The sequence below is a fragment of the Akkermansiaceae bacterium genome (assembly GCA_024233115.1).
In the GTDB taxonomy this organism is placed as follows: Bacteria; Verrucomicrobiota; Verrucomicrobiia; order Verrucomicrobiales; family Akkermansiaceae; genus Oceaniferula.
In genome coordinates this window covers 295020-320679 of the sequence record JACKQB010000005.1, presented here as the reverse complement: position 1 = coordinate 320679, position 25660 = coordinate 295020, and the positions used below count along the sequence as shown (strand labels likewise).

Genomic DNA, 25660 nt, shown 5'->3' with positions numbered 1-25660 from the left:
TTTGGAAACGGTGCTACCTCCTGTCGTTTCCATGATTCTGATTGCTCGTTTCCTTCATGTTTCTGGGAAACTATTGATTTAGATAGGTTTGAGTCTGTCGGTTTCCGTATCCGTTTCCATCGGTTTCCCGTTTCCCGCCCTAAAGGGGGGAAACAGGAAACGGGGTGTTAATTGCTCGGTAAATAGCGGCCATTTTTGATCATGATTTTCGCGTCAGCTTGCGCTTTGTGCGCCCATTTTGAGATAGTCCCCTTCCCCTTTCCTAATTCACTAGCAATCTCTGATGCGGAAGTGCCCCCCCCGGCTACAAGCTCAAGGAACTGGTCGTAGAGGTCGATTGCTCTGGTTTCCGCTATGATGCCTTGCTCGGTATGAATGAGCTTCCATGCCAGCGAGGGGGCGTAGGATGGGGCGCAATTACGGCACTTGGTAAACTTGGTTTTGAACTGGTGGCACCCATCTTCATCAAGGCCGTCCATATCTTCCAGACTCAGTATCCAGTGCGCGGGATCTTCCCGCTTGCTTGTGCCTCTAATTTGTCCGTTACGTCCTGCATGGCAAACCAGGATGACGGCAATCCCCCTGCGGCGGAGGTCAAGAATCCAAGGGCTGACCTGCTCCCATGAATCGCTTTCGTTTTCTTTCAATCCTCTGAATGCCGTGGATAAGTTATCAAGGATAAGCACATTAGTTTCCATTTCTTCGCAGTAATTCAGAATCGCTTGCTGTTGGGCGGGTTCCGTTAGGTTTAGCGACAAGCTATCACCCGAGGCACTGAACAGCACTTCATGGCTTAGGATACTGAAGTTGTCGCTGGTAATGGCGAGCATTCGGCAACGCTCTTGCAGGTCATACAGATTCATTTCTGAATCAAGATAAAGTATGCGCTGAGCCTCCTTGCCCTTCCAGTGTGTGCCCATCATAGAGCTTTCTGATAGAGCTTTGCCCATGAGTAGGGATAGCCAGCTCTTACCTACGCCTCGCGGGGCGAAAATGATGCCATAGTCGCCTTGTTTGAAAAATGGGTCTAGCAGTGTCGGACGTTCTGGTATGTCCATGCCTAGAAACGCGGACGATGAAAGAACCGAAGCGACAAGGGTTTGCTTGATCAATGGTAACGGGTTTTTGATTTCCTCGCTGATACCCTGGAGTTCTTTTTCTGCGGGGTGAAGTTCTTTGATTTGTTTTGGTGAAGTCTGGTTCATTGGGTGATAGGATTGAGGTAAAGAAGGCGTGCGGGGTGGTTTGTTTTTTCATGGATGCAGTGGGGCATACGTAGGGGGGCTGCTTGGCAGCTATCGAGCACAGCTTTGTCTATGCGGAGTCCTGCGGCCATTTTGTGGATGGCGTTCATGGCTGGTTCCGGTGGGCGGTCATACCATGCGTGAAGCGAGCGATTCCCTGTGTCGATGACTGCGCGGAGTGTCAGTCCTAGCTTGTCCTTCGCGTAGCCTATCAGGGCACTACTCAGGGCTTTGTTCCTCTCCCGTTCTTCCGGCGTGCTTGGTTTGCGGCCTATCAGTTCATCGCTTTCCAGCAGGATGAAGGGGGATGATTTCACGTATTCCTTGCATCGGCTGATGGTTCCGGGGTGGAATGTCCCAGCGGCGATGCGGTGCGGCAGGCGGGCGATTGTGAGCCAGTCACGGCACGTTTTGAAGTTGGCCGCGTGTTCTGGCTTCCCGGTGTCGTAGGTGTCGCCTAACCATAAAACATCATCGGGCTTGAATAGCGAGGCGATGAAGTCGTGCGGTGCGGCTTCCGAGTGGTCAAAGCGTATGGGTGATGCATGCCATAGATCGGCCTGCCAGTCGTTTGAGAGATACGGGGATAGTTTACCTTCCAGAATCTCCTGGATGCGCTCTGTGAGCTTCTCTTGCTTGGTGATGCGGAGTTTCTCCCTGCGGCGTTGCTCTGCCCACTGGCGTTTTGCCTCCGGTGTCAGTTCCTGCTTTTCGAGGATTCCAGCCAAGGCGAATATCTCCTTGCGGTGTGCGCTATCGCCGTCATGAGCTGCGCATCCAAATTTTCCGTTGTCGTAGATGACCAGATGATTGCCTTGCTTGTCGCCACCTGCGGCGCGGCAGGCGGGACAAGCGGCGATGGTCTTGCCTCCGCGCTGTTGGACGTTTGGGAGCTTGGAAAGATCTAGCATGGCTGCGCCTCCTTTCCGTGTTCAAGCTCGCTGAGAGAGTCGGCAAGTATTTGCATGGCTTCCCTGATGAAGCCTTCCATCATTTCATCCGTGAGGGGTGCTGATGGGTTTTGGTAGATGCTTGGAACGTCGATGCGTTCCGGTCGGTCTTCGATGTGGTGATGCATAATCGTTTGTTGGATTATGCCCTTGATGAAAACAGTGATTGGAGTAGTCTTGTGTTGTCCAGCTAAGACAATTTTTGAGCCGTTCCGTGTTTCCATACGCGGGCGGTTCTTTTGTTAAATGGCTTCGATGGTGAAGCGGGCTTCTAGTGCCTTGCGGGCTTGCACGGGGTCTATCCATACCCTTTTGCCAATTTTGACATAGGGGTAAAAATTCTTCGATCTCCAACTATTCCAGGCTCTAATGCTTGGACGGGTGGCGGGATCGGGAAACACGGCGTTGCGTGCTGGTTCAATGCCTAACAATGTCGGCTCGTTATGCTGCTCTGCAAATGCAGTCGCTGAGTATTTGTTGCTCATGGCAGCAAATACATGCCAGAAAGTACAAAAGCGCGGATGGGTCGAAGGTTAGTTCACTTCCATACCACCTTTTTCAAAATCTAATTCCAAGCCTTTTCCTTGCCTCGTTTACCTTGAGGCAACCACGAAAATCCTAGCCTATTACGGACATCTCTGAAGACATCGTAATCGTTGTAATCCTCACCGTCCTCCCATAGATCAAAAACCGTTTTCTGTGTTGGCACACCACGAAACGCTTCAGTTGCCAATTTCACAGAATCTATGAAATGCTTCTCGTTATCAGTCAGTTCTGACTTGTTTTTCTTTTGAGCGATTTTGATTACCTTGGTGACCGTTTCCAACTCAGGCAAACCACCTTCTCTGAAGGCTTTGGATAGTGCTTCCCCAACAATATTCTCGAAAAAATGAGTTGAGACGAGACTTCTGTCCAAACCAAAACTTAAACAGGCTGAATCAATCACATAATTAGAAATAGTCCTTAAACCTTCGCAATCTTGGCACAGCTTGTCAGTGTCCTTGAGGTGGCATATGAATGCTGCTTTCACTAATGGCTCTAGGTCTCCTTTACACCTAGCTACAAGCTCCTTGTCTCTTAGTCCCTGTGTTATCTTTGACAATGCGCTGTAAGCCGATTCAATCACTACAGCACCTCCATCATGCCCTAGGATGATCACGCCAGAGCCAACTCTGCCACTACTATAAATTGTGCAAATATCCGCCTCCTCTTTGGTGTAACTCATGACTAAACGACTTTAAATTTTTCCTCCTGCTCTTCCTCTTCGATTTCTAAGAACACAGCTTGCCCTTTGTCCATGTCTGGCACGATGGAAAAGAAGGCTTCGCCTTCGCCCTTGGGTCGGTGGTCGAGGTAGTGCTTTTTGATCATGCGCTCGCTGTTACCCGCTTCCTGTGCGGTGCCCCCAATAGAACGGTGCAAGGCGATGTGATAGGAAATGAAGCTGTGCCGTGTTTCATCGGGTTGAAGGTCAAATTTCTGCCTTACATGCCTGTAATGATTCTTGAGATTCGCTGGCATGATAGGCTTATCAGCATATGCTTCCAGCCATAGCTTAAGATTGTCACTAATCATTATCGGGCGGCTGTCCTTGGTCTTGGTCATGTCAGCCGGAAGCAATATTCTACCCGTAGTCAGGTTGATTAGATCGTCCTCACGCTCTGCCAGTTTAGCCAGCTCCCCCTGATCAGTCGAAGGGCGAATGCCAGCGAAATAAGCCAAAGCAAACCACTTCACCAAGCAGCCTTCCTTGTAGTTCATCACGTAGGTAAAAAGCTCCTTAAGAGTCTCTGGTGACGTTGTGGCGATGTCAGGTCGTTCCTCTGCAACTCTCTTGTTGGAATGCGCTGGAACGTTCTCCAAGGGATTCTGGAAAGTCCAAGGGCGATTGGTGGCGAGGTCTTTCTTTCCTGCCCACTTGAAAAAAGAGGCCAACTCGTTGCGGTGATTATTCCAAGTCTTCTTCTTGGCCATGCTCACTCCATCTTGCCCCCTGAGTGATTTCAGATAGGCGATGACCCGGCTTTCTGCCACGGTATGCACAAGAGGATTCTCCGCATAATCCGCAAACCGCTCGATGATAGTTCGCGTCTTCTTGCGTGTCGGCTCCCTCACTCCTTCCCTCTCCTTTTCATCGAGATAGTGCTTTAGACCATCGGTAATGGAAATAGTGAACTCAGGCGGGCGGTTGTGCTTGAGAAAGAACTCAACGGCTTCATCCATCGTGTACGCGTCACCAAGGGCATTGAATGCATTCTCAGCCTGTTTGATCTGTTCTTCCTTGAGTGAGGTCAATACGAGGGCTTGCCGTCTTCCTGCGTTCTTGAGATTCACATTGATGGAGTTCGCGTAGGCATCGGCTAGAGCTTTGTCCTTGAGCTTATATTGCTTTCTCTGCCACTTGCCGTTTTCCTTCCAACCCCTAACAATCCAACCGTGATACTCCTTGCCCCGCTTTTTGTAGGTGAAGGGATAGACCTTGGCTTCCTCATCCTCCCCCCTGGCATCTGGCTTCTTTTTCAGAGTAACACGCTTCTTGCTCATGGGTGCAATATAAGTGCATTTACATGCATAAAACAAGCTTTTAAAACGGGACAAGAGACAGGAAAATGTTTAACCCCTTTAATTTCAATAGACTTCTAGAGGTTCGACTCCCCTCGCCTCCACCACTTTAAAAAGGCTCGGATTCACATCCGGGCCTATTTAGATGTCTGGGTCAGGTGGACAGTCTGGCCAGTCAGGCGCGCCACTTCCGAAGCAAAGGCAATCCGGTGCCCTTCGATCGAATCCTTGAGCAGGGATGCCCGGCATTCGATGGCCCCGGTTTCCTTGAAGGTCGGGTAGAGCGTCTGTACCAAACCTTGGTCCCCGCCGCCGTGGCTTTCATATCCCGATTGCCCGGATCCATCATCGATGCTGAGGATGTCCGTATCACCGGTGAAATGATCGCGGATACAGAGTTTGTAGGGCACTCCGTCGATGTGTAAACCGCCTTGCAGATGGGCCTTGGTTCCCCGGATGTTGATCCGTCGACCTGCATCAAAGGCGGTCAACAGCAGGGATGCGGTCACACCGGATTCAAAGGTCATACTGGTATTCTGGTGATCGGGCGCATCGTTATCACACCGGAAGACACAGCGACCCCATTGATGGCCTGCCACCCAGTCCAGCACTTCCTCGGCCGTTGCTTCCTGAGGGGCCGGCATGATTTGTGGGAGCCATGGCTCGCGTTTATCCGAGGCATAGCGGCGGGCATCGTAAGGGCATTGTTGACTGTGCTCGCAGCCGTCCGTACAACGCTGCGGCGCATTGGCGGGGGCGTGGGCAAGATTAAAATAGCCCGTCTCCCCGCTGCTTGAGAGACTCGTGCAGCGACTTCCAACCAACCAGCTCATAATATCCGTGTCGTGACAACACTTGGCCACCATCAAGGGGGTTGAATCCGCGGATTTCGCCCAGTGACCACGGACAAAGGAATGCGCAAAATGCCATGGCTCCACCCCCTCGACCATCTGGATGTCGAGAATCTCACCCAGCCTGCCCGAATCGACGACCTCCTTGACCTTTTTGTAAAAGGGCGTGTACCGAAGGACAAAACAAAGGATCACCTTTCGGTTCAATGCCGAGGCGAGGCGGCTTAATTCCGCCACCTCTTCGATACTGCCGGCCGCAGGTTTTTCCAAAAGAACATCATAACCACTTTCCAAAGCCATGCGGGCTTGCCCGAAGTGATCCCTGTCCTGGGTCGAGATCAGAGCCACGTCCGCCAGCTTGGGACCCGCTAATAATTCCTCGCCATACTCGAAGGATTTCACCCCGCCGCGCTGCTCCAGGCTCGCGATGAACCCACTCCTCGCCGCCACCGGATCCGCTACGGCGGTAATCCGATGAAGCTCCGGTTGCTGCATCGCGAGTTCCATATAAGCACGCGCCCGCGCGCCGCATCCGATGACCGCAAATGTGAGTGGTGTCGTAGTAGCCGGTGACTGCATTCCTGACATTATGGTTACGTGACTACTCTGATTGTTGTATCTCCCAACAACAAGAACAAACTTAACATTTCTGATTGACCCAACCAGCGCGGTCGATCCTCTTGCCAAGCGTTTCCTGCGGATAATTTTCTAGCTAGATCACCCATGCTTGTGTATTACACCGCCTAGTTTCGTAGCTACATGGGTTCACACCCTGGGCGAGCTGCCCTCACCCTACCCTCCCTAGTACCATGAGTATCCAAGAAGTCCATCTTATCCACCACAGTCACTACGACATCGGCTACACCCACCCCCAGCCGATTTTACAAAACCTGACGTCGCGCTTTATTGACGATGCCATCGAGCTTTGTGAAATGACGGCTGACTACCCTGTGGAGGCGCAGGCGCGTTGGCTCTGTGAAGTGACCATGCCAGTAATGAACTGGTTGAAAACCGCCGCGCCCGGGCAGACCGGACGTTTTCGAAAACTGGTGCAGCAAGGGCGGATCAGCATTGGTGCCATGCCTTATCATGTGACGGCACTGCACAACCTCAACGACCTCACCGAGGGTTTGCAGGCGGTGAAATACCTGCGTGAAACACTCGGTGCCACCATGGACTTCGCGGTGCAGCACGATGTCAACGGCCTGCCCTGGCCGATTGTCGGTGTGCTCAAGGACATGGGCATCGACCACCTGTTCATGGGCATCAACGTCCACTTCGGCGGCGCGCCCTTCGCCCGCCCCGGTTGCTTTGATTGGCAGGGTCCCTGCGGCAAAACCCTGACCACCTGGAATGGACTCCATTACAACACCTTCAACCGGGAAACAGGTCGGGTGCACGGCGAAACCCGACTCGATGCCATGGTGGAAAAATTCGCCTGTTTCCTGAACACCCTGGAGAGCCAGGGGTATCCGCATGACTTTATCATGCTGACCGCCACCCACCCGGACTTTGATGACAACAATGCGCCCGACTTCGAGCTGCCGGAGATCATCCGCGCGTGGAATGACGCCGGTCACCGCCCCAGGCTCCGCTTTAGCAGTCCGCAGATGGTTGCGGAAAAACTGGCGGCGCTCGATACCCGCCCTGTCCACCAGGGTGATTGGAGCGACTACTGGACATTCGGCGTGGGGTGCAGCGCGGTGGAGACTTCCGTGGCGCGCATGGCCCGGGCCAAAACCGAAGCGGCGGACCGCCTGCAAGTGCTTGCCAACAACCATGCCCCGGGCACCCGACGGGAAGCCGTCCACCATCAGCACCTCTATCAGGAACACACCTTCGGCTCATGGGCGGCGGCGGGTGCCTTTTTTGCCCCCAAAGACATCGAACCCATACCGGTGCGCGAACAGACCGACCAGAAAAGCAACTTCGCCTGGGTCGCACACAGCCACGCCACGATGTATCTGCGCGATGCCCTGGAATGCACGGCATCCAACCCGAAACGCGCCCGGGGTTGCCAGGGACTGATGCTCTACAACCCGTCGGAAACCGCAGTCCATAAACCCCTATTCATCCCCAACGAACTCACCGGCGGGCAGTGGCCCCATTTCAGCAGCACGATACACCGGCTCGACATCTCCCGGTGGTTTCTTACCGATGAGACAGCCACATGGATGGACGTTGGCGAGCTACCACCTAACAGCATCACATTCATCCCCATCGACCAGCTCAAAACAAGCCTTACGGCGGATCATGTCACGGCGGATGAAACACAGCTGGAAACGGCATATTACCAACTTCAATACGATGGAAGAAGCGGCAGGGTCACCTCCCTCACCGACAAAGCATCGGGTCAACAACTGATCGACCGGGATTCGTCCTATGAATTCTTCGGAGGGATCCAGGAATCAATTGCACAACCCAGTGGATGGGCCGTCGAATCGGGTGACATCCGCCAGACATTTTCCGAGTTCCACTTCGACCGTGTGCATGCGGGCGACGACTGTTGGAATCCCGACTGGCAAGCCCGCCGGCGTGGTCCCTCGGCGCTGCTCAGCATCAGCGTCCACACCGATCCCGCCGGGGCGCACCTGACACGCGCGTATGACATGCCGGGTTTTGTTTCCTTCAGACAAACCATCACCCTCGCTGCCGACAAGGCCGCCGTGGAGTGCTCGCTCTACGCGGTAAAAACGGAAAACTCCGAGCCCGAGGGTATCTATCTGATGTTTCCGTTAGATATTGAAAACCCCATCGTCACCTTTGAATCCGCCGGGCAAGCTGTTGTCTACGACAAGGAACAACTGCCTGGAAGCTGTCGCGACCACATTGTGGCGGACTCGTGGATTGCCTGCCATAACGACAGCCAAAGTATCGTCCTGTCCTGCCCTGACGCGCCCCTGTTCCAGATCGGCGGATTCACCTTCGCGCGGCACCTTCAATCGGCGGTCCCCCAGGAAAAGGCCTTGTTGCTCGGCTGGCCGATGAACAACTACTGGAACACCAACTTCAAGGTATCCCAGCCCGGCCCCATCCGGCTCCGCTACACCCTGACATCGTCGCCAAAACTCGACCCCGCCAAAGCCACACGCGAGGCCAGGGAGCAGACGATCCACTACCACCCGGTGGTTTCTAACATCGATCAGGCCAGGACCGAAACTATCGTCCATCTCGAAGGCGAAAACCTGAGCCTGTTGCATCTCGGGCCACATCCCGAGGGGGGCGGCAAGTTTATTTGCCGTGTCATCAACCATGGGAAGCAAGCCAGCACAGCCATCCTGACTGTGCCGCAACTGACAATCCGTCGCGCCTGTTTCGCAAACCCGCTTAACGACCCCGGCGACGAGATACCGGTGCAAACGGATGGCTCACTGACCTTCGTGACTTCGCCTGCGGGGCTAACCCAATGCATCATCCATACCCAGCCGTAGGTCATCGCTTCCTCATCATTTCATCTACACATGTCCATACAACCACTCGTTGCCAATACCGGTATCCATCTGAACGGAACGGATTACGGGGTGATTGTCGTATATGTGTTAGTATTGTTAGGTGTTGGATTTTTTGTCAGCTGGCGGCAGCGGCATTCAGATGACTTGTTCCTTGCGTCCCGCTCCCTGGGCTGGGGTAATGTGGGACTCAGTATTTTTGGCACCAACGTTGGCCCGGCATTTTTAATAGCGAGCTGTGGCGCGGGCTACACAACCGGGATGGCAACGGCTAACTATGAGTGGATGGCGTTTGTTTTCCTCTTCTTTCTAGGGATGTTTTTTGTGCCCTACTACCTGCACACCAAGGTATCGACCATGCCCGAATTCATGCGCAAGCGCTTTGGCAATCGATGTTACAGCTTTATGAGTTGGTATGCGTTGTTTAGCACCGTTGTCATGTGGTTAGGTGGCACGCTTTTTGCGGGAGGAGCCCTGTTTAGCCAGCTCACCGGGTTGGAACTATACACGAGTATTGCATTACTGGCATTGATTGCCGCCAGCTTCACGGTGGCAGGCGGCCTCGCCGCCGTGGTATGGACGGACTCTTTTCAATCGCTGTTAATGATCGGCGGCGCATCCGCACTCGCCGTCATCGGCCTCGTCCAGGTGGGTGGGTTCGGGGAGGCGGCGACCATCGAGGTGGGTAGTAACCCTGAGATGACATGGAAGCTCTTCCATGGCAATGGCGCGGAGACCCCATGGTATGTCTATTTCCTGGGTTATCCCGTGCTTGGATTCTGGTTTTGGTGTACCGACCAAACCATCGTCCAGCGCGTGTTGGGAGCCAGGGATTTGAAACAGGGGCAGGCAGGCACCCTGTTTGCCGCTTTCCTGAAAATACTTCCACCGTTCATCTTCCTGATACCGGGGATTTTTGCCGCCAGACTGCTGCCGGGGATTGATGACGACAAAGCAGTCTTCACCACAATGGTCGCCACCTACCTCCCCCACGGGATGATCGGTTTGATCATGGCCGTGCTGGTGGCCGCAGTGATCAGCACCCTCGACTCGGGACTGAACTCCTTCAGCACCATTTTCACACTCGATATCTACAAACGTCATATCAACCCGGGAGCAAGTGATCATCTGCTGAAGAAAACCGGTCGGATCATCACTGTGTCAGCCGCCGTTCTTGCCGTGGGAATTGCTATCTTCCTCGCTAACAACAAAGGCGAGAGAAACCTCTTTGACCTCTTCCAAAGTCTGATCGGGTTCCTGGCTCCGCCCATTGCAGCGGTATTCCTGTTAGGTGTTTTCTGGCACCGGGCCACGTCGAAGGCTGCCTTCCTCACACTTGTCCTGGGAACACTGTGCTGCATCTCCGTGGGCATGCTGAACCTGCTCGAGGTCGACCAGCTCACTATCGGTGGAAAAACACTCGTCACGATCACGCCGTGGCCGCACTTCCTGATGATCTCGTTCTACTTGTTCGTTTTCAACCTTCTGCTCATGGTGATCTCCTCACTACTCACCCGCCACAGCAAGGAGGAAGCCAACTTCCCCAGTCTCCGGGAAGCCTACCAAAGTAACCATCCGCTTGGAAAACCAGGTTGGTATCTCTGGGGGGGGGTGTTTGCCCTCATGATCGCCATTTACTGTATTTTCAACTAACCCATCCCGCGAACCAATGCATACCCGATTATCCATCCCCATCCTGCTGCTCACACTGCTGATCTCCGGATGCCATCAAACCAAATCATCCGACGATTCTGGTGAAGGCAATCCAACAAACCGGCAGCGACCGGAAAACGTGACCCGGCTGGGCATGGTCGTGGGGATCAAGCCGGAGAAAATCGAGGAATACACCAAACTCCACGCCGAGTGCTGGCCGGGTGTGCTTGATGCAATGAAGGAATGCAACTTCCGTAATTTCTCCATCTACATCGCCGAGATCGAACCGGGGAAACACTACCTCTTTGGATACCTCGAATACTGGGGCAGCGATATGGCGGCCGACCAGAAAAAGGCGGAGTCCTACGAGATCAACCGCAAGTGGTGGAAACTCACGGACGCCTGCCAGGTCAAGGTGCCCAGCCACCAAGGCGACGGCCTCTGGATGTCCATGAAGGAGGTTTTCCACACGGATTAAACCCACGCAGCAACACATGATGTCCGGACGAGACGACGGCGGCAGGCAGTGCGATTTTTATGATCCCCTCGCAACTTGAAACCGGCTAAACTGTGACGGCCCGACCCGATCAAGAAATTTCCTATGACCAGCAACAACACAACACAATTGCTCATCGGCTCCATCAACATTGCCGGCGATTGGTTTCGCGCCACAGGCTGCGGGCTGACGCTGTGCACGCTGGACGAGATGTCGGGCCACCTTTCCGCGGTGGCGCAATTTCCTGAGGTAGAAAATGCCATCTGGATGGCAAGAACGCCCAGGCATCTCCTGGTAGCGCATGAACGTTTTATGGAGGATGGCGAGATCTCGGTCTATGGGCTGGAGGAAGGGCAGCCCCGCACCCTGGCCTTCCCGGCGCAAAAAAGCAGCGGGGGCGCGATCTGTCATCTGGAACTCTCTGCCGATGGCGCGACTCTCTATGCGGTGAGTTATTTGGCTGGTGTTTCGGTTCATGCGTTGCGTGCCGACGGAGAGATCCTGCCCGCCCATCAGGTGATCAGCTATCGCGGCTCGGGCCCTAACAAAGAGCGCCAGGAAAAACCCCACCCGCACCAGGCCACCCTTTCGCCCGATGGCAAGCAGGTGTTGGTTTGTGATCTGGGCAGTGATGCTGTCTGGGTTCATGCGATCGAAGGAAAGAGGCTTGGAGAAGCGCGTTCCCTTTCTCTCCCGGCGGGTTCCGGTCCGCGTCATCTGGTTTTCCATCCGCGTCTTCCGGTATTTTATCTCATCGGCGAGCTGGATGCGATGGTGCGCGTCTATGCGTCAGGGGGGAAAGAAGATTGGCAGCTGGTCGATTCGCTGTCTGCCCTTCCACCCGGTTTTGCAGGCGTTCCTGGGGGGGCGGCGATCCGCTTGCATCCATCAGGAAAATCCCTGGCCGTCTCGGTACGCGGGAGTGATACGGTTGCCGTATTTGTGATTGATGCATCGGGCTCCCTTTCCTTGCACAGCCACTTTTCAACCGGCGGCAAGAATCCGCGCGATGTTGTTTTCTCTCCTTCGGGGCGTTGGTTGATAGCACTCAACCAGGATTCCGATACGGTGATTTCCTTTGCCTTTGACCCTGCCACGGGTTTGCCAACGGGGGGCTCGGGCGCGACTCTTTCGCTGGGCAGCCCTGTTTGCGCCATATTCCAGCCCTAACATATTTATTCTCCAACCCAAACCACAATGTCAAACCCAGAAAGTAACATTCCCATCCCCAAGCCGTCCAAAAAAGAAGCGACGCTTTTCGAACAGGTCAAGCAGCTCTACACACCCGTCGTGGGAGACATCCTGGACGGCCTGGGTTGTTATCACCAGTTCCTGCCGCAGGAAATCCAGCCCATGCGCACGGAGATGAAGCTGGTGGGCCGCGCGATGCCGGTGCTGATGATCGATGTCTATGGCCCGCAGAAAAAGCCCTTCGGCTACCTGACCGAGGCACTCGACCAGCTCAAGGCGGGCGAGATTTATGTCTGCTCGGGCGGCGATATGCGCTGCGCCTATTGGGGCGAGCTACTCACTGCCACCGCGCGCACGCGGGGGGCCATGGGGGCGGTGGTCAACGGCTTTCATCGCGACACACCAAAAGTGCTTGAGCAAAATTGGCCGGTGTTTTCGCGCGGGCGCTGCGCGCGCGATTCCCGCGTCCGCACCCAGGTAGCCGACTATCGCTGCCCCATCGAGGTGGGCGAGGTATGGATCAACCCCGGTGATTTGATTTTCGCCGACCAGGATGGTATCGTCGTTATCCCTAAAAAACATGAAGAGGAAGTGATTGCCCAATCCCTTGAAAAAGCCATGGCGGAAAATGTCGTGCGCAAGGCCATTGAAGCGGGCATGAGTTCTACAGAAGCCCTGCGCAAATACAAAGTCCTTTAACCTTCCAACACATGATGACCATTGACCTCAAAGACAAAACCATTCTCATCACCGGCGGCTTGGGTGCGATTGCCGAATATGTATTGAAAGCGCTGCATGCAGCGGGAGCCACACTCATAGTGACCGACATCACCCCCCAAGCGCAGGCGCAAAAAACCCTGGCGCAATGGGAGGTGTCCGCCGACTACCATGAGCTCGATGTGACCGCCCCCGATGCCGTGGAGCGCGTGGCGGCGGCGGCCTTTGCTGCCCATCCGGATATCAACATCGCGCTCGGGCACGCGGGCGGCACGGGTATCTTTCCCTTTGCCACCTGTTCGCAGGAGGCATTTGATGAGCTGGTGCGATTTAACTTCCTGGCCCAGACTTACTTTGCGCGCGCGGTCTTGCAGCAATGGCGCGCACGGAATTGTCAGGGGCATTTGATTTTCACGTCGTCCTATGTTTCCAGCATCCCCATGGATGGCATCAGCGCCTACGTCGCATCCAAGGCCGCGCTGGAGATGTTCGCCAAAAACCTGGCACTGGAATACGCGCCGCATGGAATCAGGGTCAACTGCGTCAGCCCGGGCAATGTGGCCGCAGGAAGCTCGAAGCTGGTTTATGAAACCGATGCCAGCTACCGCGCATGGGTCGACCGCGTCTCCCCGCTCGGTAAACGCAATTCCCCCGAGGCCATCGCCAACGCCTTTCTCTACCTGTGCTCACCGCTGGCGGATGAGGTCGATGGTCTCACCCTGCGGGTGGACGCGGGCGTGGGACTTCCGAAACTGGGATAACCCCCGCTACATCGTGTCGGATGGTGGCATCCGCCGCCCCCTGAGACGCGCTTATTGCAGAACGAAACTGGCGGGAGCGTGGTGCGGGAGATCGATGGTGAAGGTTCCTGTGTTTATGGGAATCGCCGGGCCTTGTACCTCGCCGCGCAGATTGACGGGTTGGGCGTGAGTCCATGGCGCGTTGGGTGGCAGGGTGATGGTCATCGGACCCGAGAGTCCCGCCTGCTCCCAGAGGCGGAGGACGGTGCCCTCGCCATCGGGGTTGGGGCCGAAGGTGGTGACGAGCACGCCCGCGCGCGAGACGCTGATGCCGTTTTGGCTGGTGGGAAGTGGTCCTGCGGAGCCATCGGCGGCGGCGGCGAGCAGGGGCAGGCGCGCCTCCCATGAAGGCGTGCAGATGGCGTCCGTTTTGCTATTTGCTACGGGCCAGATTTTGACCTCCGAGCTGAGGTCGCCCTCGATCCAGTAAGGGAAGTTGGTGTTCCACATGTTGTTGTAGAGATGCACGAATACGGCAGGTTTGGTTGGCAGGTAAGTGAAATCGTATTTCCAGAGACCTGGCTCGCCAAAGCTCATCGTCGGCGCGTCCATAGCGCATACGCCCATGCCTTTGCCATCGGGGGCGAGCAGATTGACGCCCGACTCGATGCCGTAGAGGTAGCGGTTGCCGCCGGGCAGCTGATCCTTGGCGAGATCCATCACCCCTCCAATGCGCCCGAGCAAAAAGCGCGGGTCCTTCACGGCGAGGGGATAGCAGAGCCAGCCGCCTTCCGGCAGGGTGTCGGCGTGTTTGTCCGTCATTTTCCAAGCCGTCTGCATGGTCGCCTCGTGCTTGGGAAAGGTGAAACTCAGCGTGATGGTTTCGGCGAGTCCCTTGGTATCACCTGCACTCAGAATCACCCTGTCGCCCAGCGTGCTGCGGTGGACCTTGGCCTTCCACGCGCTCGGGCTGATGGCGGCGTAGGGCACATCGCGCGGCATGTCGGGCTTCACCGACGCATAGAACGAGTTGTTCATGGTGTTGTAGCAATTGTAGTAGTGCAGCGTCTGCTCGTAGCTGAATTGCTCGTGGAGAAATTGCCCCAGCGCGTAGGGACTGCTTGTGTCGACGAGCTCGCGGCCGGTGGATTTTTCAATGAGAGAAGTTATGCCGCCGCGGCTGAGATCGAAGGTGGCTTTGAAATGGACGGTTTCCAGGGTGTTGTTTTTTAGGTCGGTCAGATCGGTCGGATCGGTCGGATTTTTAATCGTGATATAGCCGCCGGCGGGGACGTCGTTGGCAAAGTAGCGCTTGCCGTCCAGCTCGACGATCCCCGAGCGTTTCCAAGGAAGCGCGTTGAATACGACGATGCGTTTGCCCTCGGTGTTCACGGATTTGGCGAGGGAACTGAGGCGGGCTTGCAGGTTGGTTTCCGTTATGTTTTTGAGATCGATAGCGAATTGGCGTTTGTCATTAAAGCTCGCTTCGAAGGAGGTGTAGAAGCCTTTTTTGCGCGCATCGCGGAAGGCGTCGCCGTAATGGTAGCGGCTGGGCAGCTTGTAATCGGTGATCCAAAAGCCGCGGCCCGGGGATAAGGGGCCGTAGGTGTGCTCGCCATAGAGCAGGCTTTTTTCATACGCCGCGCCGAGGGTGGGCGCGACGTCGGCGGTGGGGATGTTCCAAGTTTTCAACTCGGTATCAAGGATAGCCAAAGCAGAAAGCAGCGGGCGGGTGGCGCGTGCCATGCGGGCGGCATTGGGCATGGAACTGAGACCGTGAATCCAAGAATCCACCATGTCTCCGCGGACGACTTGCAGATCGGGTTTTTCGGCGAGCACGGCTTTGGCAAAATCATCCATCGTCGCCATGTGGAGCGTGACCCCGGGCATGCGCGCCACGGCATCGCGCACCGCCTTGACCTGCGCGGCGGAGGGAGGCCCCACGTTGTCGTGGGTCATGATAACAGCGAGGTAGTTTTTGGCGGGCCAGTCTTTGGGAGGAGTGATGTCCGAGCCGTATTTGGCGCTGTAATGGCAAAAAACGCGGGAGCCGTCAGGGCCCTCCCACCAGAAAAGTCCCGGCAGGCGCATGGAGTTACAGGCGTAGTTGCAACCGAGTTGGAGGAACTCCACCCCCGCGTGGTGGAGCAGGCTGGGCATAATCCAGGCGTGGCCTGGGACATCGGTCATTTTTCCCGAAATAGACAAGGGCAAGCCATAAGTGCGCGCGACGCGTGAGGAGTAGGAAAAGCCGCGCACAAGATCCTCGAGATCCATGGACTCGGGGTGGATGGTGGCGGGAAGGGCATGCACGGCAAAAGCGCCGTCGCGCAGGCCCTGCTCGATTTTCTCCTTGCGAGCGGGGTCTTGCAAGGGACCGAGGATATTGGCCTGCATCGGCCAGCCCGCAATGGTCCACTTGAAGCGCTGGTCGGCGGGTTTTTCGCGATCCGCTTCGTAGAGACGGATGGCGTTATCCATCATGGGGACGCGGTAGTCGGTGTTCACCGCTTCGGCACTCTTGGTGTAGCCGAGGTCGCAGTGGGTTTTAAACACCACCCAGATATCGGTGACCTGCGGCGCCTTCTGCCCCGGCTTCAGGCTGGAGGGCATGGGAGGGGCAACAAGAGGCGACTGCGGCTGGGGCGGCACGCCAAAGGCCAAGGGGGCGGCGAGAAAAAGCAGGAGCAAAAAGTGAAGAGATACGTATCTAGCTGTCATATCTCTATTACGCCAGTCGTTCACTCTTTCTTTCAGATTATGAGCCAACAAATACCGAAAATCATTCGCAATAAGAACATGAAGTCGCTTATAATACCCATCCTCCTCACCTTTTCCTTGGGTCTCAGCCACGCCGCTGAGCTGCGCATCCATAGTCCAGAAAAAAACTCACCCTCAGCCTGAGCATCACTCCGGAAGGGCAGCCGCAAGTTGCGCTCGCTCAAGATGGCGTGGCACTCTTAGCCCCTTCGCCCTTGGGGATTGTCGCCGATGGGATTACTTATGGCGCGGAGTCGGCAAGGGCGTGGTGAGGGAGATCGATGGTGGAGGTCCTTCCTTTATTAATGGAAAGAACCTTCATCTTGTAATTCGCTGCATGGGTAGAAGGCTCGGGTAAGAAGACCTCGACACGTCTTCCTGTGTGCGAGTGGGCGAGACTTATGCTTGCGTGCCGCGTATTTCCTCATGTGGGCTGCCGGTGCTGCAACGCATCCCGACAAACCGACGGGAAGCGATTTTCGCGGCCCAAACCCCAGCCGGCCACCGGTTAAACTCCGGCGGCCCGACCCACCCCACAAAACAACTCCATTTTCCTCTTGACCCCGGTTATGGACCTGTTAAGCGTGGCACGTATCTACTGCCATGTAGAAACGACCCTATGTGTATTCTGGGCTGACCCGACGATCGGGAACGGCCTGATAACCAGTAAAATCAAACCATAAAAACACCATGAAACCAAAAACAATCGTCACCATGCTCGCCTTGCCCAGCCTCCTCGCAACCGGGCACTTGTCTGCGGCTACTATTACCACGGATGTAACCTATTCGACGGATACGACCATCACGGACTATATCTTCATATCGTCCAGCACTCCCATCACCCTCACTGCGGAGAACAGCTCTACTGTCACCTTCACCAACGGTGGATCGGGTAACGACGGACGCTTTTTTGTCGCCATAGGAGATCAATTGGACAATTCATCCACCACCCTGAATCTCACCGGCAATGGTAGCTTCAATCTGGTCTCCCCTGCCTATGATCAGATTGCCCGCTTCGGCCACAGCACGGGAAGTGTGGTCGCAACCATCAACCTCGACGGAGGGGTAACGCTCAACATCGGCACAGGAACCACCCACCCCCTTTCCTATTCCGGAGGAACCAACACCATCAACATCAATGATGGCACCCTGAGTTTTGCGAATTTGGGTGGTTTTTGGAACCAGGGTGGCAGCATGTTGTATAATGTTGGCGCTGATGGCGCGTTTGTGGTCCCCGCAGCAATCACCTCGACAGCCGAATACGCTACCTGGGCGAACGGCATAGGAGGCGGCAGCCAAACGCTGGCATTGGCCAGTGGACTTACGGGTTATGAACTCGTATTCACCCCGGACGGTGGCAACACCATCGTTACCGCCAATCTGGTTCCCGAACCCAGCGGAGCAATGCTCGCCTCGCTGGGCGGACTCCTGATGTTCCTGCGCCGCAGACGCTAGGCCCGCTCTAATCCATGCCGGACTGACCATCTAGGCCAGAACTACGAACCACCTACCATAAAAACACCATGAAAATAAAAACAATCGTCACCATGCTCGCAACGGCATCCTTCGGGACGCTTGCCAATGCCGCCATTGTGGCGCAATACTCCTTCGAGGGTAACATAAACGATACCGCAGCGGGCGGCGGCACCGCCGACAATCTCACCTATGTCCAAGCCTCCTCGGGGAGCAGTGCCCCGACCTACACGGCCGGGCCCCTCGGACTCGGTGGACAGGCCGCCGTCTTCGACGGCAACTACTTCTCCGCAGCCGATTCGGCGGATCTGTCCATCTCTGGCAACACCTGGACGATCGAGGCCTTCGTGCACGTGGATGACCCAGCAAAGGACTGGAATCGCCTTGTCATGAAATGGGCGAACCCCTATGAATACCACTTTGCTTTGGCGGCGGGAAATCTCGATCTCTACGATAGCAGTGTCACCAACGCCGTGGATAGTGTGAATACAGCCCCTGCCACCGATTTCGCGGACGGCTGGCACCATCTCGCCATCACCAGCTCCGCCGCTGGTGCGGAGGCGTGGATCGATGGCACATCGGTTTGGACCGGCAGTGCGATCTCTCTCAACGACCAAGCCGCCACCTTTGGGCTGGGAGACAATCCACTTGAATCCTCTACTACTAGACGCCTCTTCGGCATGATGGACGAAGTCCTGATCCACGATAGCGCGGTGGACCAAACCTACATCAACGGTCGTGCGGCCCTCCTGGTTTCAGTTCCCGAACCCAGCGGAGCAATGCTCGCCTCGCTGGGCGGACTCCTGATGTTCCTGCGCCGCAGACGCTAGGCTGGCATCAACCGCTCCGATCAGCCCGGACGGTTTCTGCCGTACGGGCTTTTTCGCGGGGGCATGTAAAGTCATACTTACGCAAAAGAGGTCTTTACCATCCATGATGACTACACCGGCACCGCCATAGATGACAAAGGAACAGCATCCGCATATTCACCCTACCAACCCTACCAACCCAAACAATGACACGCTATGAAAGCATCAAAACAACTACAAGGAGTCCTCGCCGCCCTTACCCTGACCGCAACAAGCACCCAGGCTGTTAGCCTCGCCCTCATCAACCCCTCCTTTGAGGACAGCACCTTGACGGGTGGTTGGAACGGCACCACGCCCAACGGCTGGACCCTCGCCTCGGGAAGCTGCGGTGAAGAGTGGGACGGAGGAGTCAATGTCGATGGCAATATCTTTTGTTATCTCCAGGAAAGCGCTGGCAATCCCAGTATCATCGGTCAGGAAATCACCACCCTGCTCCCCGTTTCCGGCACGCTGGCGGTAGGCGACGTAATCGACTTGTCGTTTATTGCCCGCAACCAGAATGCCGCACCCACGGTTTTCTGGGATATCGTCGATGCTCCATCCGCGGTGGCCAACAGCCTCATTGGCGGCACGCGCTACGTTTCCATTTCGGACTGGTCCAACCCTCTGTTTGATTCGGTAACCATCACCAGTGCCTACTCTGGAAATGCCTACTTCGCGATCGGCACAGACGGTGCCCAGGCGCGGGTGGACAAGATTGGCCTCGACATCACCCAGGTTCCGGAGCCCTCGACCATTGCCCTTGTCTCACTCGCATGGTTAGCCCTCCTGCCCAGACGGCGCCGCAAGTAAAATGCCACAATGAAAAAACCCCACCTGGTTGCCCGGGTGGGATTTTTTTTGTGTTCTGAGAACCCTCTTCCTGTCCGGAGACCCCCATTAGGAAAGGGGATATGGCGGCGTTCATCAGCAGAAGGTCCTTATCTCGCGAGTCCCCACTTTTTGTTCGGTTTGGGCCCCAGTGTGAGTTCCAGCACACCGCCCCCGACCAGCTGTTTGTGGGCAAGCAGGGAGGTATTGAGGGGTTTGCCGTTCCATTGTGCCGACTGGATGTAGATGTTCTCCGGCCCCTGGTTCCTGGTGACCAGGGTGACGGTTTTACCATCGTAATACTCCGGGCTGAGCCTGATGGTCACCTCGTCAAAGACCGGTGCCGTGATGTCGTAGTGGGGATCGGGACCGGCGCCGCCGTCGAACTGGAAAAGACCGATCGCCATCAATGCGCTCAACGCCCCCATCTGCCCCTGGTCCTCATCGCCGTTGTAACCGCTGTAGGGATCGGTGCCGCTGAAGGTTGCGCGTTGCACGGCACGCACCCATTTCTGGCTGAGCCAGGGGTAGCCGATGCGGTTGAAATAGTGTGCGGCTCCGGTGCCGTCCTGGTTGGCGTAGTCGATCCAGGCACCGCCGTGCCCCCGGCCGCGCAGGTGGAATTTATCCTTAACGGCCTTTTCGAATTGTTTGTTCAGCTTGTCCGCCGCAGCTTCCGGACCGCCCAGCATCCCGGCAAGCCCGGTGGGATCATGCGGCACAAAAAAGGTGGTCACAGCCGCGCTGGTTTCACAGAATCCCTTCTGCTCAAAGGCGTTCTGATTCGGCTGGTAACCCGGCATCCAGCTGCCGTCTTTCATCCTGACCCAGGCCGACTGTTTTTCCGGCCAGATGACGTGTCGGTAGTTGCGTGCTCCGGGAATGAATTTCTGATAGATTTGTTCTTTGCCCATTTCTTTTGCCATCCGGGCGATACACCAGTCGTGATAAGCGTTGTAGAGTGTCAGGCTGGTGACGGCCTTGCCGTGGCCCCCGGAAAGGGGGGTCTCCCACGGCACAAACCCCCTGGTGGTGTATGGCTCGTAGGCGGCGGGCGTGGGTTTGCGCGCGTAGCCGCCGTAGTAACGGCCTCCCGTGGGGCCGGTGTTCCTCACCAGCCCTTCAAGCGCAAGCTCGCCATCAAAATCCCTGATACCCTTGGCGTAGGCGGAGGTGATGAAGGGAGCCGATGAATCGCCGATCATCACAAAGGTGTAGTTACCCCCGGATGGCCCGCGGGGAAGCAGCCCGCCGTCTTTGTACATCTGCACCATGGTCTTGCAGATATCGCTGTAGCGTTCGGGACAGAGAAGCGGCCACAGGATGTTGAGGCTCCAATGACTTCCCCAGAAGCCGTCGAAATTATGTATGGGAAAGAGCGGTCGCCCTTTTGCATCAAGAGGGACTCTACGGACAACGCGCTTTGCCCCGGTCATATCGCTATAACTGCCGTCAACATCACTGAATATCCGACGACCCAGCAGGGCATGCCAAATATCCGTGTAGAATTTCACCTGCTGCGCATCCGTTCCGCCCTTGACCGTGATTCGGGAAAGCTGCTCATTCCATTCGGCCTTCGATTCCCTGACAACGCGGTCAAATTCCCAGTGCGCCAGCTCCGCGTCCAGGTTCCGGCGGGCACCCTCGATGGAGGTGTAGCTGACCGCCACCTTCATCAAAAGCGGCTGGTCGGGAGCAAAGCCGACATACACGCCGGCGTTCCGACCGTTGATTTCCCCGGTGTTGTCCAGCACCTTTTTAGGTTCGTTTTTCCTCTGCGGCAACCAGCCGCCGAAGGATTTCATCGGGCGGTCAAAACGCGCCACAAAATAAACCGCGGTATCCTTGGGCCGACGGCTGCTCCGCCCCATCACGGTCATCCCTTCGATTTCCCTGTCGTTGACCTTGCGGCACTGCGTGTCCACGGTGGGCGAGTGCGCCAGGGTGGCACCGAGGTCGAAGAGGACATAGGCAGGCCTGGCCTTGTCATCAAAGCGGTAACGATGAAATCCTACGCGTGTGGTCGAAGTCAGTTCGACATTGACGGCATAGCGGTCCAGATAAACCTGGTGATAGCCGGGACGGACGACTTCCTTGTCGTGTGAAAACGCCGATTTGTAGGCATTCATACCCTGATGCCCGGTCATCTCACCTGTGATGGGCATGACCGGGATACCCGACAATTGCCAGGCGTGTATGTGGCTGAAGCAGCGAATCTCCTTGTCCCCATACAGGTAGCCCGAATGCCAGGAGCCCTCTGTCCGTGTATCCGGACTGAGATTGACCATGCCGAACGGACGCGACGCCGAGTTGAAATAAAACCAGCGCGAGTCATGTGTATCGATCAGCGGGTTCACCCAGTCCACGGGCTCCTTGGCCGTGAGGTTCTGCGATAGCCCCGGTAACAGGGCGGCGACCAGCGTTAATGTTGTCAGTTGTTTCGTGTTCATGTGTATTTCTTTTTGAGCCCGGCTGCTAGAAATTTATATTTTGTGTCAGCAGGGTATGAGCGTTGTATTGAAGTGGGAGCAAGGAGGGAGCCACCGATGGGTTTGGTTGATGTTATTCGAGCAGGAAACTTGCGGGGCTGTCGTGTTCGAGGTCGATGGTGATTTTACCAGCCACGACGGGAAAGGCGTTTCCGAGAGGCTCGCCACGCAGGTTGACGGGGGTTGCCTTGGTGCACTTCGCGCCTTGCGGCAAGGTGATCGTCAGCGGACCCGAAACGCCCGCACGCTCCCAGACGCGCAGGTTCACCCCCTTGGTATGCAGGTCGGGGGAAAAGTCCACCAAACGCACACCCGCGCGCGAGAAGCTGAGGCCCGCCTGGGTCTTGGGCAGCTTACCGCCCGCACCGTCAGCCGTTGCCACAAAGACGGGGAAGCGCGCTTCTATCGCGGGGTTGATGAGGTTTTCACTTTTGTTATTCTTCACCGGCCAGACACGCACGCGCGAGTCGATGTCGCCGCCAATCCAGTAAGGGAAGTTGGTTGTCCAGAGGTTGTTAAAGAGACTCAGCTCGGCGACGGGGGTCTGCGGGATGTAGTTCGGGTCGATGGTGAATATCCCTTTTTCGCCAAAACTCATCATGCCGTGATCCAGCGGGCAAATGGCGAGTCCCGCGCCCGCGCCCGCGGTGATCATCGCGCCGTTGACGACGTAGCCGTAAGTGCGGTTGCTGTGCACGGCGAAGTCGGTGACGGGGTTGACCACGCCTCCGTTGCGACCGATGCGGAACTGGGGCTGCCGGGCGTTGACGGGAAAGCGCAGCGTGCCCGACTCTGGCCAGTAGTTGGGCTTTTTGTCGGCGAGCTGCACCTGTATTTCAAACCACGGCGCGTCGTCGGGCAGCACAATGGTGGTGGTGACCTTGGACTCGACAAAACCTTCCGGCTCGGCGCGCAGGACGGCCAGCTGGCTCGCGCCTTCGCGTTGGGTGCTCAGGCTCATGTAAATCGGCTTGGTTTCGGAGTAGCTCGGGGTATTGGGCAGGTCGGCGCGCACATTCCAGCCAAAGCAGATCTGGGCGTTGGACTGATAGACGGTGTCGAGGTGGACGCAGCCGATTTGAAAATCCTCGCTCTGGGCGCGGTCGAATTTTTTGATCATATACGCGCCAAAGGCATCTTTGGAGTTCGTGTCGACCAGCTCGCGATTGCTGGCTTTTTCAATGATGGAAACAATGCCGCCGCGTTCCTTGTCGATGGTGATTTTCAGATGCTTGTTTTCGAGAACCGCTCGACCCTCGGCAGCTGCCTCCTGTGCGGCTGGGCTTGCGTCGGGCAGCGGGATGGTCGTGTAGCCCGAGGGCGGGAGATCCTTGACCCAGAAGGATTTGCCTTTGAGGCTCACCAGCGCATCGCGCTTCCACGGAAGGGGGTTGTAAATGACGGCGCGCGGACCGGAGGTGGCGACCTGCGCGGCGAGCAGTGCCATGTCCTTGCGCTGAATGTTGTCGGTGATCTCGGCGGCCTTGGCGATGTAGTCGGCGTGGTCCTTCCAGGTGCCTTCGAGATAGCGTGCGGTCTCATCACTCTTGATGTAGGCAGCAAGGTCAGTCATCGCGTAGGCATTGCGGCCTTCGAGGTTTTTTGCCGAGCCCCAGGTGTGCTCGCCATACATGAGGCTGCGCTCGTGGGCGTTGAAAAAATCCGCGCGGTGGTCAGCGGTGCGCAGACCCCAGATTTTGAGATGTGTGTCGAGCGACTCCACCCCGGTAATCGCGCCGCGCACTCGGTGCGCCAGCGCATCCGCCTGCGGCATCGACGCCGCACCGTGAATCCACGCGTCGGGCATATCGGCGCGCACCACGGGGATCTCGGCTCCCGCCTTTTGCTCGGCGCGGATAGTAGCGGCAAATTGATCCATGGTGCCCAGGGTCACTTTCACTCCCGGGAGATTTTTTTTGGCTTCTGCCAACAGGTTGCGCACGGCATCGGGGGAGGGCGGACCGGTGTTTTCACAACTCGTCATAACGGCCAGCCAGTGATCGTAGGGCCAGTCCTTGGGCGGATAGAGTCCGTGGCCAAACTCGTTGTCCGAGCCGTAACCCTGATTGTGCATGACCAGAATGTTAGAGCCGTCCGCTCCCTCCCATTGGTAGAGCAGCGGCAGGTCGGGCTTTTCATTGCCCGGGTTGGCGCCAATGTGCAGGAAGTCGATGCCCGCGTGGTGGAGCAGTGTCGGCAAGACCCACGAATGACTCGGCACATCGGTCATTTTCGCGGAGCGCGAGAGCGGGATGCCCACCTTGCGGCAGACCTCGGTGCCGATATTGAGTCCCGCCACGAGGTCGGGCAGATCGAGGGTCTCGGTGTGCACGGTGACGGGAAAGCCGTGGACGACGATACTGCCTTCCTTGATGGCTTTTTTCACACGCGTCAAGCGCACGGGGTCCTGCCCCTCCCAGAGGATCTGGTAGGCGACCCAACTCGGAATGGTCCAGGCAAAACGCTGCTCCTTGGGGAGCTTTGCCGAGTCGTCGATGAGTTGCAGGGCACTGTCGATCATGCTGGTGCGGTAGATATTGACAATCTCGGGCGCGGCGTGGGTGAAGCCGATGTCGAAGTGCTGCTTGTAGGAGACCAAAACCTCTTTGAGCTGCGTGCCCGCATAGATGAAGTCGCCCGCCTTGGGCAGGGTGGCCGGCGTGTGCACATCGAGTTCGGCATACCAGGTGTTGGACCACTCGGGGTTGGTTTGACCGACCTTGAGACGGTGGGTTTCCTTGGGGATGGGGATGGTGCAGCGCACTTTCCAGACGATCCAGCGGAAGTTGCCCAGGAGCTTGCCCTCGCTGTCGCGCACATTGACACCCCAGCGGCCCGTGCCATTTTCGGCACTGCGGGTATCGACCTCGGCGATTTTCAACCACTGCGAGAGATCGGTCAGCGAGGGATTTGCCTCCGAACTTCCGTAGAGGGTATAGACCTGCGGGCCGCGCACCCCGTTGAACTCGGACGCCCAGGTGGTGCCGCCGACCGGGCCATGCGCCGAGTAGGAGTTGACCTCGGCAATCGGCATGACCTTGCCCAAGTCCATGGCAATCACGCCTCCATCGGTGCCGTTGGCAAAGGTAAAGAAATCCCGACGCTGGCGCGTTTGCTGCGGCATGACACCATTGGTCAGCGCGGTGGCCGGCAGGCAGGAGTAATCCGACATGCCGACGGTTTTGACCAACGCGCCATGCGACGCCGCCGACTTCGAAGGCCGGTGGATGGTTTGAAAATCCCACGCCGGCCTGTTCCAATCGTCCCTGGTCTTACCGATATGCTCGACCTTGACTTCGGTTGCTGCGCCGAGGGAAAGCGGGGCGAGCATACCCAGCGAGAGAACGGCGGCCAATGCGTCTTTGATCGAAATACGGCTAGACTTTTGCTTATTATTCATGGTTGT

19 protein-coding genes are annotated in these 25660 nt (G+C 56.6%); 9 read left to right on the top strand and 10 right to left on the bottom strand.

Annotated features, from left to right (window positions below):
• Positions 1-167 precede the first annotated feature (167 nt).
• The 7 genes from H7A51_15070 to H7A51_15040 form a co-directional block, all read right to left on the bottom strand.
• Positions 168-1205, bottom strand: a complete 1038-nt coding sequence (locus tag H7A51_15070) for an AAA family ATPase (GenBank protein MCP5537541.1) — start codon at positions 1203-1205, stop codon at positions 168-170.
• Positions 1202-2155, bottom strand: a complete 954-nt coding sequence (locus H7A51_15065; protein ID MCP5537540.1) for a hypothetical protein — start codon at positions 2153-2155, stop codon at positions 1202-1204. The genes H7A51_15070 and H7A51_15065 overlap by 4 nt, the downstream gene beginning before the upstream one ends.
• Positions 2149-2322: a hypothetical protein gene (locus tag H7A51_15060; protein ID MCP5537539.1), complete on the bottom strand. Its 174-nt coding sequence runs from the start codon at positions 2320-2322 to the stop codon at positions 2149-2151. The genes H7A51_15065 and H7A51_15060 overlap by 7 nt, the downstream gene beginning before the upstream one ends.
• Positions 2323-2436: 114 nt before the next feature.
• Positions 2437-2679 (bottom strand): hypothetical protein, encoded by a 243-nt coding sequence (locus H7A51_15055; GenBank protein MCP5537538.1) that lies wholly within the window; start codon positions 2677-2679, stop codon positions 2437-2439.
• Between the two features lie 80 nt (positions 2680-2759).
• Entirely contained in the window at positions 2760-3419 is a 660-nt protein-coding gene (locus tag H7A51_15050; protein ID MCP5537537.1) for a hypothetical protein, read from the bottom strand.
• A 2-nt stretch (positions 3420-3421) separates the two neighbouring features.
• The gene (locus tag H7A51_15045; protein MCP5537536.1) at positions 3422-4738 is read right to left on the bottom strand and encodes a phage integrase N-terminal SAM-like domain-containing protein; all 1317 of its coding nucleotides are present in this window, start codon (positions 4736-4738) and stop codon (positions 3422-3424) included.
• Positions 4739-4893: 155 nt separating this feature from the next.
• Positions 4894-6195 carry a Gfo/Idh/MocA family oxidoreductase gene (locus H7A51_15040; GenBank protein ID MCP5537535.1) on the bottom strand — a complete coding sequence of 434 codons (1302 nt, stop codon included), beginning with the start codon at positions 6193-6195 and terminating at the stop codon, positions 4894-4896.
• 221 nt (positions 6196-6416) lie between these two features.
• On the opposite strand from H7A51_15040, the gene H7A51_15035 reads away from it, so the two are divergent.
• From H7A51_15035 to H7A51_15010, 6 genes are all read left to right on the top strand, one after another.
• On the top strand, positions 6417-9038 hold the full coding sequence (locus H7A51_15035; protein ID MCP5537534.1) for a hypothetical protein: 2622 nt from the start codon (positions 6417-6419) through the stop codon (positions 9036-9038).
• A gap of 30 nt (positions 9039-9068) precedes the next feature.
• Complete coding sequence (locus H7A51_15030) at positions 9069-10709, top strand: sodium/solute symporter (protein ID MCP5537533.1); 1641 nt, start codon at positions 9069-9071, stop codon at positions 10707-10709.
• A 16-nt stretch (positions 10710-10725) separates the two neighbouring features.
• Positions 10726-11187, top strand: coding sequence for an L-rhamnose mutarotase (locus H7A51_15025; protein ID MCP5537532.1), 462 nt, complete (start codon positions 10726-10728; stop codon positions 11185-11187).
• 123 nt (positions 11188-11310) lie between these two features.
• The gene (locus H7A51_15020; protein ID MCP5537531.1) at positions 11311-12375 is read left to right on the top strand and encodes a lactonase family protein; all 1065 of its coding nucleotides are present in this window, start codon (positions 11311-11313) and stop codon (positions 12373-12375) included.
• Positions 12376-12402: 27 nt separating this feature from the next.
• Positions 12403-13095 carry an RraA family protein gene (locus tag H7A51_15015; GenBank protein ID MCP5537530.1) on the top strand — a complete coding sequence of 231 codons (693 nt, stop codon included), beginning with the start codon at positions 12403-12405 and terminating at the stop codon, positions 13093-13095.
• Between the two features lie 11 nt (positions 13096-13106).
• Positions 13107-13874, top strand: a complete 768-nt coding sequence (locus H7A51_15010) for an SDR family oxidoreductase (GenBank protein ID MCP5537529.1) — start codon at positions 13107-13109, stop codon at positions 13872-13874.
• Positions 13875-13925: 51 nt separating this feature from the next.
• Here H7A51_15010 and H7A51_15005 read toward each other — a convergent pair whose 3' ends face one another.
• Positions 13926-16574 (bottom strand): hypothetical protein, encoded by a 2649-nt coding sequence (locus tag H7A51_15005; protein ID MCP5537528.1) that lies wholly within the window; start codon positions 16572-16574, stop codon positions 13926-13928.
• A gap of 729 nt (positions 16575-17303) precedes the next feature.
• On the opposite strand from H7A51_15005, the gene H7A51_15000 reads away from it, so the two are divergent.
• The 3 genes from H7A51_15000 (at position 17304) to H7A51_14990 (ending at position 19747) form a co-directional block, all read left to right on the top strand.
• Positions 17304-18068 (top strand): hypothetical protein, encoded by a 765-nt coding sequence (locus tag H7A51_15000; protein MCP5537527.1) that lies wholly within the window; start codon positions 17304-17306, stop codon positions 18066-18068.
• Positions 18069-18136: 68 nt separating this feature from the next.
• On the top strand, positions 18137-18916 hold the full coding sequence (locus H7A51_14995; GenBank protein MCP5537526.1) for a hypothetical protein: 780 nt from the start codon (positions 18137-18139) through the stop codon (positions 18914-18916).
• Positions 18917-19111: 195 nt separating this feature from the next.
• Positions 19112-19747, top strand: coding sequence for a PEP-CTERM sorting domain-containing protein (locus tag H7A51_14990; GenBank protein ID MCP5537525.1), 636 nt, complete (start codon positions 19112-19114; stop codon positions 19745-19747).
• Between the two features lie 128 nt (positions 19748-19875).
• Here the strand turns inward: H7A51_14990 and H7A51_14985 are convergent, their stop codons facing one another.
• Both H7A51_14985 and H7A51_14980 read right to left on the bottom strand, forming a co-directional pair.
• Positions 19876-22215, bottom strand: a complete 2340-nt coding sequence (locus H7A51_14985; GenBank protein ID MCP5537524.1) for a glycoside hydrolase family 92 protein — start codon at positions 22213-22215, stop codon at positions 19876-19878.
• Between the two features lie 112 nt (positions 22216-22327).
• Complete coding sequence (locus H7A51_14980) at positions 22328-25654, bottom strand: hypothetical protein (GenBank protein MCP5537523.1); 3327 nt, start codon at positions 25652-25654, stop codon at positions 22328-22330.
• Positions 25655-25660 lie beyond the last annotated feature (6 nt).

Bases quoted from the DNA above. Each gene is read 5' to 3' on its own strand.
- H7A51_15070 (MCP5537541.1), bottom strand. From the start codon at position 1,205: ATGAACCAGACTTCACCAAAACAAATCAAAGAACTTCACCCCGCAGAA.
- H7A51_15065 (MCP5537540.1), bottom strand. From the start codon at position 2,155: ATGCTAGATCTTTCCAAGCTCCCAAACGTCCAACAGCGCGGAGGCAAG.
- H7A51_15060 (MCP5537539.1), bottom strand. From the start codon at position 2,322: ATGCATCACCACATCGAAGACCGACCGGAACGCATCGACGTTCCAAGC.
- H7A51_15055 (MCP5537538.1), bottom strand. From the start codon at position 2,679: ATGAGCAACAAATACTCAGCGACTGCATTTGCAGAGCAGCATAACGAG.
- H7A51_15050 (MCP5537537.1), bottom strand. From the start codon at position 3,419: ATGAGTTACACCAAAGAGGAGGCGGATATTTGCACAATTTATAGTAGT.
- H7A51_15045 (MCP5537536.1), bottom strand. From the start codon at position 4,738: ATGAGCAAGAAGCGTGTTACTCTGAAAAAGAAGCCAGATGCCAGGGGG.
- H7A51_15040 (MCP5537535.1), bottom strand. From the start codon at position 6,195: ATGTCAGGAATGCAGTCACCGGCTACTACGACACCACTCACATTTGCG.
- H7A51_15035 (MCP5537534.1), top strand. From the start codon at position 6,417: ATGAGTATCCAAGAAGTCCATCTTATCCACCACAGTCACTACGACATC.
- H7A51_15030 (MCP5537533.1), top strand. From the start codon at position 9,069: ATGTCCATACAACCACTCGTTGCCAATACCGGTATCCATCTGAACGGA.
- H7A51_15025 (MCP5537532.1), top strand. From the start codon at position 10,726: ATGCATACCCGATTATCCATCCCCATCCTGCTGCTCACACTGCTGATC.
- H7A51_15020 (MCP5537531.1), top strand. From the start codon at position 11,311: ATGACCAGCAACAACACAACACAATTGCTCATCGGCTCCATCAACATT.
- H7A51_15015 (MCP5537530.1), top strand. From the start codon at position 12,403: ATGTCAAACCCAGAAAGTAACATTCCCATCCCCAAGCCGTCCAAAAAA.
- H7A51_15010 (MCP5537529.1), top strand. From the start codon at position 13,107: ATGATGACCATTGACCTCAAAGACAAAACCATTCTCATCACCGGCGGC.
- H7A51_15005 (MCP5537528.1), bottom strand. From the start codon at position 16,574: ATGACAGCTAGATACGTATCTCTTCACTTTTTGCTCCTGCTTTTTCTC.
- H7A51_15000 (MCP5537527.1), top strand. From the start codon at position 17,304: ATGAAACCAAAAACAATCGTCACCATGCTCGCCTTGCCCAGCCTCCTC.
- H7A51_14995 (MCP5537526.1), top strand. From the start codon at position 18,137: ATGAAAATAAAAACAATCGTCACCATGCTCGCAACGGCATCCTTCGGG.
- H7A51_14990 (MCP5537525.1), top strand. From the start codon at position 19,112: ATGAAAGCATCAAAACAACTACAAGGAGTCCTCGCCGCCCTTACCCTG.
- H7A51_14985 (MCP5537524.1), bottom strand. From the start codon at position 22,215: ATGAACACGAAACAACTGACAACATTAACGCTGGTCGCCGCCCTGTTA.
- H7A51_14980 (MCP5537523.1), bottom strand. From the start codon at position 25,654: ATGAATAATAAGCAAAAGTCTAGCCGTATTTCGATCAAAGACGCATTG.